At 69.0% G+C, this 14,660-nt stretch carries 15 protein-coding genes and 1 tRNA gene; 10 read left to right on the top strand and 6 right to left on the bottom strand.

What is annotated here, in order from left to right:
* The first annotated feature begins 89 nt into the window (after positions 1-89).
* The 4 genes from citZ to ilvA all read left to right on the top strand — a co-directional run bounded on the left by citZ (position 90) and on the right by ilvA (position 4,410).
* Positions 90-1,226 (top strand): citrate synthase, encoded by a 1,137-nt coding sequence (gene citZ / locus HUG10_RS17080; RefSeq protein WP_179170712.1) that lies wholly within the window; start codon positions 90-92, stop codon positions 1,224-1,226.
* Positions 1,227-1,512: 286 nt separating this feature from the next.
* The gene (locus tag HUG10_RS17075) at positions 1,513-1,746 is read left to right on the top strand and encodes a hypothetical protein (protein ID WP_179170711.1); all 234 of its coding nucleotides are present in this window, start codon (positions 1,513-1,515) and stop codon (positions 1,744-1,746) included.
* A 706-nt stretch (positions 1,747-2,452) separates the two neighbouring features.
* On the top strand, positions 2,453-3,004 hold the full coding sequence (locus HUG10_RS17070; RefSeq protein WP_179170710.1) for a gamma-glutamylcyclotransferase family protein: 552 nt from the start codon (positions 2,453-2,455) through the stop codon (positions 3,002-3,004).
* A gap of 194 nt (positions 3,005-3,198) precedes the next feature.
* Positions 3,199-4,410 (top strand): threonine ammonia-lyase, encoded by a 1,212-nt coding sequence (gene ilvA / locus HUG10_RS17065; protein ID WP_179170709.1) that lies wholly within the window; start codon positions 3,199-3,201, stop codon positions 4,408-4,410.
* A gap of 38 nt (positions 4,411-4,448) precedes the next feature.
* Here the strand turns inward: ilvA and HUG10_RS17060 are convergent, their stop codons facing one another.
* Positions 4,449-5,387, bottom strand: a complete 939-nt coding sequence (locus tag HUG10_RS17060) for a hypothetical protein (RefSeq protein ID WP_179170708.1) — start codon at positions 5,385-5,387, stop codon at positions 4,449-4,451.
* 52 nt (positions 5,388-5,439) lie between these two features.
* Here HUG10_RS17060 and HUG10_RS17055 point away from each other — a divergent pair, with 52 nt between their 5' ends.
* The 4 genes from HUG10_RS17055 to HUG10_RS17040 all read left to right on the top strand — a co-directional run bounded on the left by HUG10_RS17055 (position 5,440) and on the right by HUG10_RS17040 (position 7,447).
* Positions 5,440-5,820: a Rid family detoxifying hydrolase gene (locus HUG10_RS17055; protein ID WP_179170707.1), complete on the top strand. Its 381-nt coding sequence runs from the start codon at positions 5,440-5,442 to the stop codon at positions 5,818-5,820.
* Between the two features lie 107 nt (positions 5,821-5,927).
* Positions 5,928-6,134 (top strand): hypothetical protein, encoded by a 207-nt coding sequence (locus HUG10_RS17050; protein ID WP_179170706.1) that lies wholly within the window; start codon positions 5,928-5,930, stop codon positions 6,132-6,134.
* Between the two features lie 27 nt (positions 6,135-6,161).
* Positions 6,162-6,242, top strand: a tRNA-Ser gene (locus HUG10_RS17045).
* A 290-nt stretch (positions 6,243-6,532) separates the two neighbouring features.
* A complete protein-coding gene (locus tag HUG10_RS17040; protein ID WP_179170705.1) occupies positions 6,533-7,447 on the top strand; it encodes a DMT family transporter in 915 nt (304 codons plus the stop codon).
* A gap of 78 nt (positions 7,448-7,525) precedes the next feature.
* On the opposite strand, the gene HUG10_RS17035 is transcribed toward HUG10_RS17040, so the two are convergent.
* Positions 7,526-8,176 carry a riboflavin synthase gene (locus HUG10_RS17035; protein ID WP_179170704.1) on the bottom strand — a complete coding sequence of 217 codons (651 nt, stop codon included), beginning with the start codon at positions 8,174-8,176 and terminating at the stop codon, positions 7,526-7,528.
* Between the two features lie 86 nt (positions 8,177-8,262).
* Here HUG10_RS17035 and HUG10_RS17030 point away from each other — a divergent pair, with 86 nt between their 5' ends.
* Both HUG10_RS17030 and HUG10_RS22120 read left to right on the top strand, forming a co-directional pair.
* Positions 8,263-8,901 carry a DUF502 domain-containing protein gene (locus HUG10_RS17030; RefSeq protein WP_179170703.1) on the top strand — a complete coding sequence of 213 codons (639 nt, stop codon included), beginning with the start codon at positions 8,263-8,265 and terminating at the stop codon, positions 8,899-8,901.
* Positions 8,902-9,048: 147 nt separating this feature from the next.
* A complete protein-coding gene (locus HUG10_RS22120) occupies positions 9,049-9,447 on the top strand; it encodes a DUF7533 family protein (protein WP_321169540.1) in 399 nt (132 codons plus the stop codon).
* Here HUG10_RS22120 and HUG10_RS17020 read toward each other — a convergent pair.
* The 4 genes from HUG10_RS17020 to HUG10_RS17005 all read right to left on the bottom strand — a co-directional run bounded on the left by HUG10_RS17020 (position 9,444) and on the right by HUG10_RS17005 (position 14,547).
* Positions 9,444-10,646, bottom strand: a complete 1,203-nt coding sequence (locus tag HUG10_RS17020; RefSeq protein ID WP_179170702.1) for a M24 family metallopeptidase — start codon at positions 10,644-10,646, stop codon at positions 9,444-9,446. The genes HUG10_RS22120 and HUG10_RS17020 overlap by 4 nt on opposite strands.
* A 3-nt stretch (positions 10,647-10,649) precedes the next feature.
* Positions 10,650-12,506 (bottom strand): UvrD-helicase domain-containing protein, encoded by a 1,857-nt coding sequence (locus HUG10_RS17015; protein ID WP_179170701.1) that lies wholly within the window; start codon positions 12,504-12,506, stop codon positions 10,650-10,652.
* Between the two features lie 88 nt (positions 12,507-12,594).
* Positions 12,595-12,783, bottom strand: a complete 189-nt coding sequence (locus tag HUG10_RS17010; protein ID WP_179170700.1) for an HVO_0416 family zinc finger protein — start codon at positions 12,781-12,783, stop codon at positions 12,595-12,597.
* A 231-nt stretch (positions 12,784-13,014) separates the two neighbouring features.
* Positions 13,015-14,547: a carboxypeptidase M32 gene (locus tag HUG10_RS17005; RefSeq protein ID WP_179170699.1), complete on the bottom strand. Its 1,533-nt coding sequence runs from the start codon at positions 14,545-14,547 to the stop codon at positions 13,015-13,017.
* Positions 14,548-14,660: the final 113 nt, after the last annotated feature.

The following is a 14,660-nucleotide window of genomic DNA, read 5'->3' as shown; positions in this document are numbered from 1 at the left end:
AACGACGAGGACCGGCCACCCAAGGCGGGCGAGATGGCCGTTCTTCCCGAAAGATAACGCTTTTCGGCCGGCACTGGGAACCTCGAAGCATGTCCGACGAACTCAAGCGCGGGCTGGAGGGCGTGGTCGTCGCCGAATCCGGTCTGAGCTTCATCGACGGGGACGCGGGGAAGCTCGTCTACCGGGGGTACGCCATCGAGGACCTCGCCGAGCACGCGTCCTACGAGGAGACGCTCTACCTGCTCTGGTACGGCGAACTCCCGACCGAGTCGGAGCTCGCCGAGTTCTCCGACTCGATGGCCGCCGAGCGCCGGTTGTCGGACGACGTGCTGGAGACCGTCCGGCGGCTCGCCGAGGCCGACGAGGAGCCGATGGCGGCGCTCCGCACCGTCACGTCCTCCATGTCGGCTCACGACCCCGACACGGACGCGGACCCGACGGACCACGACGCGAACATCCGGAAGGGCCGACGCATCACCGCGAAGATGCCGACCGCCCTCGCCGCCTTCGCCCGCATCCGTGACGGCGACGAGCCGGTCGAGCCGCGCGAGGACCTCGACCACGCCGCGAACTTCCTCTACATGCTGAACGACGAGGAGCCCGATGACGTGCTCGCGGACGTGTTCGACCAGGCGCTCGTGCTCCACGCCGACCACGGCCTGAACGCCTCGACGTTCTCGGCGATGGTCACCGCCTCGACGCTCGCGGAGCTCCACTCCTCGGTCACCTCGGCGATCGGTACCCTCTCGGGGAGCCTCCACGGCGGCGCGAACGCCAACGTGATGCGGATGCTGAAGGAGGTCGACGACGCAAACCAGGAGCCCACTGAGTGGGTGAAGCAGGCGCTCGAGGAGGACCGCCGCGTCGCGGGCTTCGGCCACCGCGTGTACAACGTGAAGGACCCGCGCGCCAAGATCCTCGGCGAGCGCTCCGAGGAGCTCGGCGAGGCGGCAGGCGACACGAGGTGGTACGAGATGTCGGCCGCCATCGAGGCGTACATGCAGGAGGAGAAGGGTCTCGCGCCGAACGTCGACTTCTACTCGGCCTCGACGTACTACCAGATGGGCATCCCCATCGACGTGTACACCCCGATCTTCGCGATCAGCCGCGTCGGCGGCTGGATCGCCCACGTGCTGGAGCAGTTCGAGGACAATCGGCTCATCCGGCCGCGCTCCCGCTACGTCGGCGAGAAGGACGCGGAGTGGATCCCGATCGAGGAGCGGTAGAGCCAGCACTCGATTTTTTCTTTTCGGGCCTAGCGGCGAAGTCTGGACCGTGACCGAACGACCGCATCTCAGCCCGGCGGACCGTCGAGCACTGTGAGAACCCCCGTTTTGACGGCCTCTACGTCGACGTTAGCATCGTCGTTCCCCGTCCGTCACGGGCGATAAACGCCTACGTACGCGGTCTCCCGTTCGATAACCACACGTTAAGATGGGCTTCCCGACCACTGTACCGTTCGCTGACGCTACGGCAACAAAGGATATCCGTCCAGCGCACCAACTGGGAAGTATGGGTCTCAACATAACCCCTGAGCAGCGCCGCGAGGTTGCAGACCGTGTCCGTTCGGAAGCCGGACAGCGAAGCGAGATGCTCCGAGAGGAGATGGGCGACCGACTGTTCGACCTCCTGGAGGAGAACTTCCCCGAGGAGTACGCCGCACGTCGTCGCCGCGACGGGGCCCGCGCGTTCGTCGCGGGCGTCGCCGTCGGCCTGATCGGCCGCGAACTGCTCCGACGTCGATAGCAGTCCCCGGGCCACCGGCCGTCCGTTTTTTCGCCGCCCCATCCCGTCGAGCCGAGGCTCCGGCGAGCAGCCACCAACTCGGCGGTTCGTTCGTCCCGCTCCGTGTAGCGAATGCGAGCTGACGGTCCGTCGGGATGAGGGAGACGACGGCCACGGGAGCGAACTCGGCAGTGACGACATCGGCCGTCCGTGCCGCGGTGCGGACCGTCTTTTTCGCCAGATCCGGCCAGGCCAGTGAGAGCACTCACCTCCGGACGCCGCCCAGTCAGCTCAGTCCGCGCGTCACCGTGCGAGTGCGGCGGTTCGCGGGCGTCGAATCCGGAAACGCCCCCGCCGAACGTGACACGAATCGGTCGGCCGGCGTTGGGGCTACCCTAATTCTTTAGATGGTTGGCTTAAGCCGACGACGGACAGTCTCCCAGTAAGATTGAACATACGAACAGTCCGTTGTCAGTCGTGTGGAGAGACCCGGGTGGGACGGCTCGTCGACGGGGAGACGATAGCGTTCAGGCGGCGGTGCGGGAACTGCGACAGCCCCGAGTACGTGGACGTACTGACCGACGGACGGGACCGATCCTAGCGACCGCTTTCTCGCTCGCCGGGTCCGACCGATTCCGAGGGCAGGATCCCCGACAGTCGGCCAGTGCCGGGGAACACCGGGCCGTGCCGGCGAAAGCGCCTTCCCCCTCCGAGGGGTGGAACCGACATGGACGTGTTCGTGTACGGGACGCTGACGAACCCAGAGACGGTCCGGACGATCGTCGACTCGTTAGTGTTCGTCGGCCCCGCCGTTCTCGAGGGCCTCCGCGTCTTGGACGGGGAGTACCCGACGCTCGCTCCCCCCGACGGCGACGGCGACGAGCGGGGTAACATGGCCGGCCCCACGGTCGCCGGTCGCCTGCTCCGGACCGACGAGGTCGACGCGCTCGACGCCTACGAGGGGGTCGAGACCGGCCTCTACGTTCGGGTGACGGTTCCCGTCGTCGACGAGGGGAGCGTGGGAACCCGTCGACGTCCGACCGACGACACCAACGAGGTCGGCGGGCGTTCCACCGCCGGTCGTTCGGGGGACGCCGTAAACGACGGTTCGGGGACGAGCAGGGAGGCATCCCCGATCGAGGAGGCGGCGGTGTACGTCGGCGACCCGGGGCGGCTCGGTGCGAGCGCCGACTGGCCCGGCGAGGGAGCGTTCCGGGACCGAGTACGCACGGCCCTCGCAGAGCACTCCGTCCGGATCAGAACGCTGCCGTCAGGTTGAAGCGGGCGACGGGCGGCGTGCGGGCGTCATACGGCCAGTCTTTCACGCCGCAGTCTTGCGGTTTCACTTCCGCTCCGCGTGACTCATATTTTTATACCTGGGGGGCCTGCCATCACCTGCACGTCACACGCGTGCATTTCCCCACTTTCCCCTTCGGACGTAACGACTAACCAGCGACGCCCCCGACCCCTGGTATGCTCTCGCTGGAGGACGTTCTCGCCGCCCGCGACCGGGTGGACCAGGTCGCCCGTCGCACACCCCTCGAGTACTCGCACACCTTCTCGGAGGCGACCGGCGCGGCGGTCCACCTGAAACTGGAGACGTTCCAGCGCACCGGGTCGTTCAAGATCCGCGGCGCGACGAACCGCGTCGCGACCCTCTCGGCGGCGGAGACCGAGCGCGGCGTCGTCACCGCCTCGGCGGGCAACCACGCCCAGGGCGTCGCGCTCGCGGCGACGCGGGCGGGCGTCCCCTCGACCATCGTGATGCCGAAGTACGCGCCGATCTCGAAGGTGTCCGCGACGCGGCGCTACGGCGGCGACGTGGTGCTCCACGGCGTCGACTACAGCGAGGCCCAGGCCCGCGCCCACGAGATCGAGGTCGAGGAGGACCGCACGTACGTCCACGCGTTCGACGACGAGCTGGTGATGGCCGGGCAGGGGACGATCGGCCTCGAGATCGCCGAACAGTGCCCCGAGGTCGACACCGTCGTCGTCCCCATCGGCGGCGGCGGCCTCATCGCCGGCGTCGCCACGGCGCTGAAGGGGCGGCTGGACGACGTACGGGTGATTGGCGTGCAGGCAGAGGGCGCCTCCTCGGTCGCCGACTCGCTCTCCAAGGGGAGCCTGCAGGAACTGGAGAGCGTCGACACCATCGCGGACGGCATCGCAGTGCGCACGGCGGGGGAGCGGACGTTCCCGGTCATCCGTGAGCGCGTCGACGAGGTGGTGACCGTGAGCGACGAGGAGATCGCCGTGGCGGTCACGAAGCTCCTGGAGCGGTCGAAGACGCTCGTCGAGGGCGCCGGCGCCGTCCCGCTGGCGGCGACGCTCGGACGGGCGTTCGACTACGAGGAGGGGGAGACCGTCGTCCCGCTCCTCTCCGGCGGCAACATCGACATGAACACCATGACGACGGTTGTGATGCGCGGGCTCGTCGAGATGGGTCGCTACCTGAAGATCCGCACGGAGTTGAAGGACCGGCCGGGCGCCCTGGAGAAGCTCGTCGAGGTCATCGCGGGGGCGCAGGCGAACATCTTCGCCATCCGGCACGACCGCACCTCTCGGGACATCGCCGTCAACGCGGCGGAGGTCGAGATCGACCTCGAGACGCACGGCGACGAACACGCCGCGGAGATCGTCGCGTCCCTCGAGGCGCACGGCTACGAGGTCGACGTGCTCGCGTAGGGTCTCGGCGACCGCCCCCGACGTCTGTCCGTCGTTCGCTACGACCCCGACGCGTTCGCGAAGAGCCGGTAACGAACGGTGAGGAACTGCCGACCGAGAAGCCACATCTCGTGGGCGGCGAGGAGGTCGGCGCCCTCGTCCCCCGGGGCGACCCCAACCGTGAACGCCTGGTCCATCGGGAGTTCGAACGCCCCGACCGGCGTCCGGAGGTACAACCCCGGGTCGCCGGAGCCGTCGGTGTGGAGGCGGACGCCCGTTCCGCCGTCGCCGGGCGACCGACGGTCGGGGTCCTCGTGGTGGTCGATCCGGAGCACCGTGGAGAGGTTCCCGAACGGGAGCGGGACCGCGATGTTGACGAACCGCTCGCCGTCCCGGACGTGGCTCGCGTAGACGGCCACGAAGACGGCCCGCCCCTCGTCGTCGGTCCGGACCCAGGCCCGCGCGCCATCGCGCGGGTCGGTCTCCGGGCGTACCTCGACGAATCGACTGTGCAGGCGCCCGCCGGTCGTGGACCGCCCGGGGAGGTTCAGTTGCCGGAGTCGAGCCGTGAGAGGGGAGGCGAGCGCGGCGCCGAGGCGGAACGGGGCGTGCCAGCGGACGTCGTACTCCATGTCGAACTCGGCCGTCCGCTCGTAGAACTCGCGGACGAGGGGCGCGACGCGGGCCGGGTCGAAGCCGGGGCGCGCGTACGCGGCGAGGTCGTCCATCTCGCCGACGACCGAATGTCGGCTCGAGTCACCCGTCTCTCCAGCCGGCTCCGTGTCGGTGGTGACGCCGGCCCGTTCGGGCCAGTTGCGGCCGACGCGCCACCCCGCGGTCAGCGGCGAGAGCGGGACGTCCCGTGCGCCTCGCTTCGCACACCGAAGGCCGTCCCGAACACGGTCGAGCAGGGCGGCGGACGCGAACCCGAGGAGGGTGAACGCGACGCCGACGACTGTCGAGAGCGCGAGAAGCGCCGCGGCACGGCGGAGTCGCATACCCGACCCCAGGGCACGGCGATTTAAGGCCGGTCCGGTTCCACACACCGGTATGAAGCGCGTTGTGTCCACCGACGAAGCGCCGGCCGCGGTCGGCGCGTACAGCCAGGCGACGACAAACGGTGACGTCATGTTCACGGCGGGGCAGATCCCCCTCACGCCGGACGGCGACCTGCTGGACGACGCCCCTATCGCGGAGCAGACCGAACTGGCGCTGGACAACCTCCTCGCCATCCTCGCGGAGGAGGGAGCGGACGCCTCGGACGTGCTGAAGACGACGGTGTTCCTCGCGGACATCGACGACTTCGAGGAGATGAACGAGACGTACGCGACGTACTTCGAGGAGGAGCCCCCGGCCCGCTCGGCGGTCCAGGCCGGCGCCCTCCCGAAGGGCGTCGGCGTGGAGATCGAGGCGGTCGTCGCGCTGGAGTGATAGAAGCAGTTGCAAGTCCTCGTGACGCCCACCGCCACAGTTGGCCATCTCACGTCCTCGGCAGCAGAAGGAGTGATAGTGTTGAGTAGAAACTTGCAACTGCTACTATGAGCCCCCGGCGGAAGTCGGCGCTCCTCTGGGGTGTCGTCGGGGCGCTCGCCTTCCTCGTGCTCGCGCAGGGCGCGGTGGTGTTCCAGATCTCGCTGCCGGTCGGGTTCTTCGGGCTGGTGAGCGTGTCACTGCTGCTCGGCAGCGTCGTCGCCGGCGTGGCGTATGCGACCGAACACCGCCTGACGGGGAAGGGACAGGCTTAAAACTCGCACCGCGGTAGGTTCGACCGAGCCAGGATGGCCGAGTGGTAAGGCGCACGCCTGGAAAGCGTGTTCCCCTTGGGATCCAGGGTTCAAATCCCTGTCCTGGCGTTTCTCCGCGAACAACACTGTGAGCACCGCGTAGCGAGGCGAACGAGACGAACCGATCGAACAGGACCGACTCGACGAGCCTCGCGTCGACGGCGGAGGACGAGCAGTGAGAGAATGGAGACGAGTACTCCGACTCCTGAGACACCGTAATAGAGTTCGACACTGAATCGGGGCGATCGGGGAGTCCCGATTGCCGAGTCCGACGACGACAAGGTGCTGGCCCCGCCTGAGCGAGTGAGAACGGGAGGGCGAACCGGGCGGCGCAGTACGCGGCTGGTGCACGTGAAACAGTGATACCGATACAGGTTGGGGAGGTGCTCTCCCCGGGTGTGCTGCTCGCGGTCCTGGGAGCGGCGCTCCTGGCAGTACAGTCGCTGACGGTGCGGTACGGGACGGTCACGAGCCGGTCGGCGGATGCGTTGCTCGTCGTCCTGGCGGTCAACGTCGTGGTCCTCGTCCCCCTGACGTTGGTCCTGGAACGTCCCCTTCGGACGTTGACGCTCCGGTCGTTCGCGGCGTTCGCCGCCGCCGGGTTGGTCGGAACGATGGCGGCGCGGGCGTTCTACTACGAGTCCATCAAACGAATCGGCTCGAGCAGGGCCGAACCGATCAAAGCCTCCCAGCCGCTCCACGCCACGCTCGTCGCGGTGCTCGTCATCGGCGAGACGGTCGGCCCCCGCCACCTGCTCGCGATGGTGTGTATCGTCGTCGGCGTCGCATTGATCTCCTACGAACACGGCCGGTCGAACGACGGGGAGTCGGAGGGCGGGTACGCCGCGCTCGCGCTGCCGCTCGCCGCGGCGTTCCTCTTCGGCATCGAGCCGACGTTCGCCAAACTGGGGTTCGCGGAGGGGACGTCCATCCTGTCGGGGTTGCTCGTCAAGACGGTCAGCGCGGCGCTCGCGTTCGCCCTGTACCTCGCGTGGAAACGCGGGCTGCCGCGGCCGAGCGACTTCCGACGAACCGAGCTCCCGTGGATGGTCGGCGCCGGACTCGCCAACACCTCGTTCCTGCTCGTCTACTACGGCGCGCTGACGCTCGAACCCGTCTCGGTAGTCGTCCCGTTGGTGCAGGCGAGCCCGCTGCTCGTCATCCTCCTCTCCATGTTGTTCGTCAGCGACGACCTGGAGCGCGTCACCTGGCGACTGGCGGCGGGTGCGAGCGTCGTCGTCGTCGGTGCGATCGGCGTGACGCTGGCGAGTTGAGGGCGGTCGGGACGACCGAACCCCCGAACCGCGTCGTCGCGGTTTCGACGCGCCGCCGCGTCCTACGACGCCGTCGCGCTACTCGGCGGTCAGGTCGTCGATTCCGGGCGAGGTCGACTCCGCGTACCCCTCCAGCATGTTCTCCACGTACTTCGCCACCACGTCGACCTCCAGGTGCACCGGGTCGCCGGGATCCTTCCCCGAGAGGTTCGTCAGGTCGTAGGTCGCCGGGATGACGGCGACGTCGAACTCGTCCGGCCGGCGGTCCGCGACCGTCAGCGAGATGCCGTCGAGCGTCACCGAGCCCTTGTCGACGACGTACTTCGCGTACTCGGGCGGCAGCGCGAACGAGAAGCGCCAGTCCTCGCCGACCTCCTCGACGGCCGTCACCCGGGTCGTCGTGTCGACGTGGCCCTGGACGACGTGGCCGTCGAACCTGCCGTCCGCGGCGAGCGCGCGTTCCAGGTTCACCGCGTCGCCCTCGCGCAGTTCCCCGAGGTACGTCTTCGCGACCGTCTCGGCCGCGAGGAACGTCTCGAACCAGCCCCCGCCCCCGTCCGCGCCGTCCTCGCCGAACGCCTCGACCGTGAGACAGACGCCGCTCACGCTGATCGACTGCCCGTGGTGGAGATCGTCGAAGCCGTCGACGCCGACCCGGAGACGCACGCCGTCCTCCGTCTCCTCCCGGGCGAGGACCTCGCCCGTCGTCTCCACGATGCCGGTGAACATGCTCGGGAGTTGCCTCCCGGAAGTGGAAAGCGTTCCGGACCCGTTAGGACGCGTGGTTTTTGGTCCCCGGTTCCCCACCCGGGTGCATGAACCCTCTCGACCGCCTCCGGGCGAGTTTCGTCACCGGGCTCCTGCTCGTCGCGCCGCTCGCGGTCACGTTGTTCGTGCTCGACGTCGCGGTCGACTGGCTCACGGGCGTCCTCACCGGGCCGATCCGGGCGACGCGGCTCGCCGAGTACGTCGGAAGCGAGCCGCTCGCACAGGCGCTCGCCGCCGTGACGCTGGCGCTCTCGATCACGGCCGTCGGCTTCGTCGCCTCCAACGAGGCCGGGCGGCGGCTGTTCGGCGGCTTCGAGCGCGGCGTCGGCCTGCTCCCGGTCGTCCGGACCGTCTACTTCGGCGTCCGCCAGGTGAGCGAGTCGCTGTCGACGTCCGGCGACAGCTACGACCGGGTCGTCGTCGCGGAGTACCCCCGCCGTGGGGTGTACGCCCTCGGGTTCGTGACGAACCGCGCCCCGCGGCGGGTCAGCGAGCGGACCGACGAGGACCTGTCCGTCGTGTTCTTCCCGCACAGCCCGAACCCGACCGCCGGGAAACTGGCGATGCTCCCCGACGAGGAGCTCGTCGAACTCGACATGAGCGTCTCTCGCGGCCTCCGGCTCATCGTCACCACCGGCCTCTCCATCGAGAACCCGGAGGAGCTTCCCGAGCCGATGGCGCAGTAGCTCGGGAAGCGGGCCGGACGCCCGTGAAGTAAGCCGGACGCCCGTGAGGCGAACCGAGTTTTCGGCGGAAAGTCGTGGCACGACGGGGAAAAACCGACCGCCGACGCGAGACGAACTCGTTTTGTCGTCGCCGTCCGTAGCCCGCCCGTGGCACTCGGCATCCTCGACCAGCTCGGGCTCGCCGCGAGCCTGGTGTTCGCCATCCCGGTCGCCCTCTACGGCCTCCAGCAGGCCGCCGGCGGGCAGGCGCTCGTCGGCGCGGCGTTCCTCGTCGTCGCCGCGCTGATGGTGTACCTCCCGCAGCGGCTCACGACTCCCGGCGACATCCCCGGAAAGGCGGCTGAGAAGGCAGTCAGCACCGCCGTCGGGACGGAGGGCGGGAAGGAGTCGAACGGGGGCGCCCCCAAGGTCGACGACGAGTCGGGCGACGGCGAAGCGATCGACCTGGACGCGGGCAACGTGGACGCTGACGACGTGACGACCGTCGAGCGAACGACGGAGTCCGAACGCGAGCCCGACGCGCCCCGGACCGAGTCGGAGAACTAGCGCTCGCGCGGCACCAGCCCGAACGGGTACTCGCCCAGCAGTTCGTAGCCGTCCTCGGTCACCAGCGCGAGGTCCTCCAGCCTGACGCCCCCGTGCTCGGGGTCGTACACGCCCGGCTCGATCGTGACGACGTTCCCGGCCTCCAGCTCCTCGTCGGCCGTCAGCGACGGCCCCTCGTGGAGCGAGACGCCGACGCCGTGGCCGACCGAGTGGGTGAAGCCCACCTCGTCGGAGTCGACCCGGAACCCGTACGCCGCGAGCTCCGCGGACGCCTCCTCGTTGACCGTGGAGGCCGGCACGCCGGCGCCCAGTTCCGCGAGCGCGGCCTCGCGTGCCGCCTCGACGGCGACGTACGCGCGCCGCTCCCAGCCGCCGTCGGGGTCGACCGCGAACGTCCGCGTGATGTCGCCGTAGTAGCCGTCGGGACCGCGGGGCGAGATGTCGAGCAGGACCGTCTCGCCCGGGCGGATCGCGTCGAGGCCGGTGAAGTGGAGGTCGGCCGCGGTGGGTCCACAGCCGACGACGGTGTTGCCAGCGTCGCGGACGCCGTGGGCCGCGAGGACCCCGTTCACCTGTCGACGCAGTCGCTCGGTCGAGAGCGGCCCGCCGTTCCAGACCACCTCGTCGCCGTCGACCTCGGCCTCGTACAGCACCGCTTCCGCGCGAGCCATCCCGCGGACGGCGGCGCGCTGGACCCGACGGAGCCGGTCCACCTCGGCGTCGGTCTTGACCTGTCTGGCCCCTGCGACGGCGTCGGTGGATTCGAGTTCGTAGCCGGCCCGTTCGAGGTACACCGCGGCGTCGTGCGGGACGTGCTGGGGGACGAGGACGGTTCCTCCCTCCTCCGCGCCCGCAGCGTCGAGGACGGCCGCGGCACGCAGTCCGGCCGGGTCGGCCCGGTTCGCGGTCACGACGTCGGCACCCGGGAACTCGCGCTCGGCCTGCTCGTCGAACAGCGCCGGCGCGCAGAGCGTCGCTGTCCCCCGCCGATAGACGAACGCGTAGGCGCGATCGGGGCCGGAAAAGCGCGTCAAGTAGCGCAGGTCGTCGTCGAAGCGGTCGCCGACGTGGACGAACGCGGCCGCGTTGCGCCGGCGGAGTTCCGCGTCGAGGAAGCCGTAGTCGGTGTCGAGCGGGTCGTCGACGTCGAGCGAGCCCTCGTGACGGTCGTGCCCGCCGGAGTCGTCGGCGTCGCGCACGGCTCAGGCTTCGGGCTCGGGGGCGTCGAGTTCCGCGACGACCTCCTCGACGAGTTCCTGTGGCGGTTCGTCCCGGAGCTCGTTGTGGAGTATCACGCTGACGGGGAGCGTCGGCGCGCCGCCGACGAGGTTCTCCATCAGGACGAGTCGCTCCCGGGCGCGGGACATGCCGACGTAGAACACGCGGCGCTCGTTGTCGGTGAGGATGGGCACCGGGTTCGTCGTCTTGGTGAACTCCTCGCCCGGGGCCAGCCCGTCGACCTCGATCTCCTGCTGGCGGACCTGGGCGGCCATCTGCTCGACGACCTTCTCGGTCAGATCGGTGTTGACGAACACGTGGTCGGCCTCGCGACCCTTCGCGGAGTGGATAGTGCCGAGGCGGACGCGGGACGGGTCCATCTTCGCGTAGTCGCCGCGGAAGTACGCCTTCACCGACTTGCGCTGGAAGGAGGTGATCTTCCGGGCCATGTCGCCCGCGCTCACGCCGTCGGGCATGAACGGGACGAAGTCGGTCACGTCGTCGGGCGAGAGGGGGATCTCCGCGAGGTCGTCCTCGTCGGCGGTCTCCTCCACGTCGTCGAGGAAGTCGTACAGGTCGTCGCGCTCGTTCGAGCCGAACGCGGAGTCCTGGAGGATGTCGGCGAGCCGCCGGGCCTGCAGCACCGTGAGCGCCTCGTCGTTCTCGATCGCCTCGATCGCGCGGACGTAGTCGGTGAGCCGGTCGGTCCACATCCGCTGGTCGGTGAGACACGAGAAGGGGATGCCCTCGGTGATGAACTCGTCGATGAACTGGAACATCTGGTAGCGCGCCCGGAACAGCACCATGATCGTCTCGTCGGTCTGCTGGACGGTGTGGCGGACGTTCCGGACGAGATCGAGCATCGAGGGCGACTCGATCGCCTCGACGGCGCCGCCCTCCTTCCGGGGCCTCAGGTCCTTCTCCTGGCGCTTCTCGATGTGACGGATCTCGCGGTTGACTACGGTGAGAATCTCGGAGGGGAGCCGGTAGGAGTTCGGCAGCACCTCGTCCTCGTCGACGTGGGTGTCGAGCAGCAGGTCGGGGTCGGCGCCCTGCCAGGCGTACACGACCTGGTCGTCGTCGCCGGCGATCAGCACCTTCTCGACGTGCGGGCGCCACTCCTCGTACACCTCGTACTGGAGGGTCGTGATGTCCTGGAACTCGTCGATGATCAGGTAGTCGACGCTCGGGATGAGCGAACGCTGCTTCACGCGCTCGAGCATGTCCGCGAACCCGACGAGGTCGTTGTCGCCCTTGTACGTCCGCCACGCCCGGATGGCGTTGGGGACGTCCAGCCGGTCGTCGTCGCCCGGCCACGTCGGCGTGTACTTGTTCCCCTCCTGGGCGTTCGGGTCGATCTCCGGCGGGAGGCGGACCTCCTCGACGTCCCACTGGAACGGGACGTCGTACCAGTCGGCAACGTCGCGGTGGGTCCGCTGGAGCCACTGGGAGGTGGCGATGACCTTGTTGCCGAGCGTCGTCGAGCGGGCGGTCCGTCGCCCGGCGCCGGAGTACTCGTCCTCGAACTCGACGCCGTAGTCCTCGCAGAACTCCTCCTTGTCCGACTCCGAGACCACGTCGCCCCGCGAGAGGTTCAGCAGTTCGTACGCCTTCGCGTGCATGGTCGACACGTTGCCCTGGAGGTGTCGAGGCGTCGTGTCCAGCCGCTCTGCGAGGCGTTCGCGGATCTCCGCGGCGGCCGCCCGAGTGTACGAGACCACGAGGATGTCGCGGACCTCCGCGCCCTCCTCCTCGATGAGGGTCTCGACGCGGTCGAGCAGCGCCGTCGTCTTCCCGCTGCCCGGACCGCCGAACAGTCGGGTAACCGTGGGGTCGCTCATCGTCCACGTACTGGCCCCCGCACCTCATAAGCGACGTGGCTTTCGCTCGGCGCGAAATCGGGCGAAAAAGCGGTTCGAACCGGGCGTGCTACCGGTCGGGGTCGGGTCGCCAGCCGCAGACCGAGCACGACGTTGCGGCCTCCTCGTGAAGGCCGCCGCAGTCCGGACACTGTTTCTTGTTATACGACTCCTCCCACTCTGTCGGGCCGGTGTCGTGGCCGCGGGTGGTCAGGAACTGGTCGAACAGATCGTCGTCGGTGCTCGGTGCCGACGCCATACATGGTACGCTATGACATGGCAGTATATAGTCCTTCGGGCGGCGTGCGAGGGTGTGAAATCGCAAGAAAGCGGTGGGCTCCCCGCCGTCCTCGTTCGGTTTTCGATGGACGGGCGGTACGGTTCGGTTTCGGAACGTCACCGGCCGAAACGATTCGAGACGCGTTTCGGTACGGAACCGAGCAGGAAGGACGGTCGAGCCCCTCCGCGAGCGGTCGGGTCCAGCCCCGGCTCAGAGACCGTACAGGTCGCCGAACTTCCCCTCGACGTAGTCGACGAAGTACTCGGCCGTCAGGGGTTCACCGGTCGCCTCCTCGACGAGTTCGTCGGTCGGGTACCGCCGGCCGTGGCGGTGGACGTGCTCGGTCATCCAGTCCCAGAGGGGCTCGAGGTCGCCCTCGCGGATCTTCGCGTCCACGTCGTCGATGTCCTGCCGCATCGCGTGGTCCAGCTGTGCGGCGAGGACGGAGCCGATGGTGTACCCCTGGAAGGCCGCGAACCGGCTCGACCAGTGGATGTCCTGGAGGACGCCCTCCGCGTCGGAGTCCGGCGTGACGCCGAGGTACTCCTCCATCTTCCGGTTCCACGCCGCCGGCAGTTCGTCCACCGAGAGGTCCCCCTCGACGAACGCCCGGTCGAGTTCGCAGCGGAGGATGATGTGCAGGTGGTAGGTTAGTTCGTCCGCCTCCACGCGAATGCGGTTGTCCGGGTAGATGGCGTTCACCGCCGCGTACGCCTCGTCGACGGTCACGTCGTCGACGCCGTCGAGGTGCTCCTTCGCGGTCGGGAGGAAGCCCTCCCAGAACGGCCGCGTCCGGCCGACGTGGTTCTCCCAGAAGCGCGACTGGCTCTCGTGGACGCCGCTGGAGAGCGAGGCGCCGAGCGGTTCGCCGAACCGGTCTCGCGGGAGGCCAAGTTCGTAGCTCGCGTGTCCGAACTCGTGGATCGTGGCCGTGAACGCGTCCATCGGGTCCTCCGGCTTGAACCGCGTCGTGACCCGCGCGTCGTACTGGTTCCCGGAGGTGAACGGGTGCGCCGACTCGTCGAGCCGACCGTGCTCGTCCGGGTAGCCGAGGACCTCCAGAACGGCGTCCGAGAGCGCCCGCTGGTTCCCGTCGGGGTGCGGGCCGGCCGCCACGAACGGCGACGGGAGGTCGTCGCCCTCGGCCTCGATCCACTCGATGAGCGGGACGAGCGCGTCCTTCAGCTCCTCGAAGATCTCCGCCATCCGCTCGAGCGGGAGGTACGGCTCGCCGTCCTCGTACATCACCTCGTAGGCGGGGCGGTCGGGGTCGATCGCCTCCGCACGCTCGACCTGCAGGTCGCGGAGCCGTTCGAGTGCGGGCGCGAAGCGGTCGAAGTCGTCCTCGGCCTTCGCCTCCTGCCAGGTCCGCTGGCTGTTGGAGGTGTGCTCGGTCAGCTCCTCGACGAGCGACTCGGGAACGCTCCGGTTCCGGTCGTGTCGTCGGCGGATCTCGCGGACGTTCGCGGCCTGCTCGGCCGTGAGGTCCGCGTCCTGGGCGGCGTCGAGGGCGTCGGCCATCGCGTCGTCCGTGAGCTTCTCGTGGGTGGTCGCCGAGAGCGCGGCGAGCTGTTTGCCGCGGGCCGGCGTGCCGCCTTCGGGCATGACGACCTGCTGGTCCCAGTAGAGGACGCCGGCGCCGCTCTCGAGGTGTGCGATCCGTCGATAGCGGTCGAGGAGGTTCTCGTACGGTTCGGGCGCGTCGGACTCCGATGAGTCTGATTCCGGGGACTGGTTCGACATCTCGTGTTACTGTCCGTGGTTAACGGTATCAAGGTCCGGATGACCTGTGTCCGTGGCCGGTTCCGCCTGCATCGGCTCCCGGGGCCCGAGGGTTCGAGCGCTGATAACCGGGC

Origin of the sequence: Halorarum halophilum, from assembly GCF_013401515.1 — an archaeon.
GTDB classification, from domain to species: Archaea; Halobacteriota; Halobacteria; order Halobacteriales; family Haloferacaceae; genus Halorarum; species Halorarum halophilum.
Note: the sequence above shows the minus strand (reverse complement) of the source record. Positions and strands in the feature narration are given on the sequence as shown.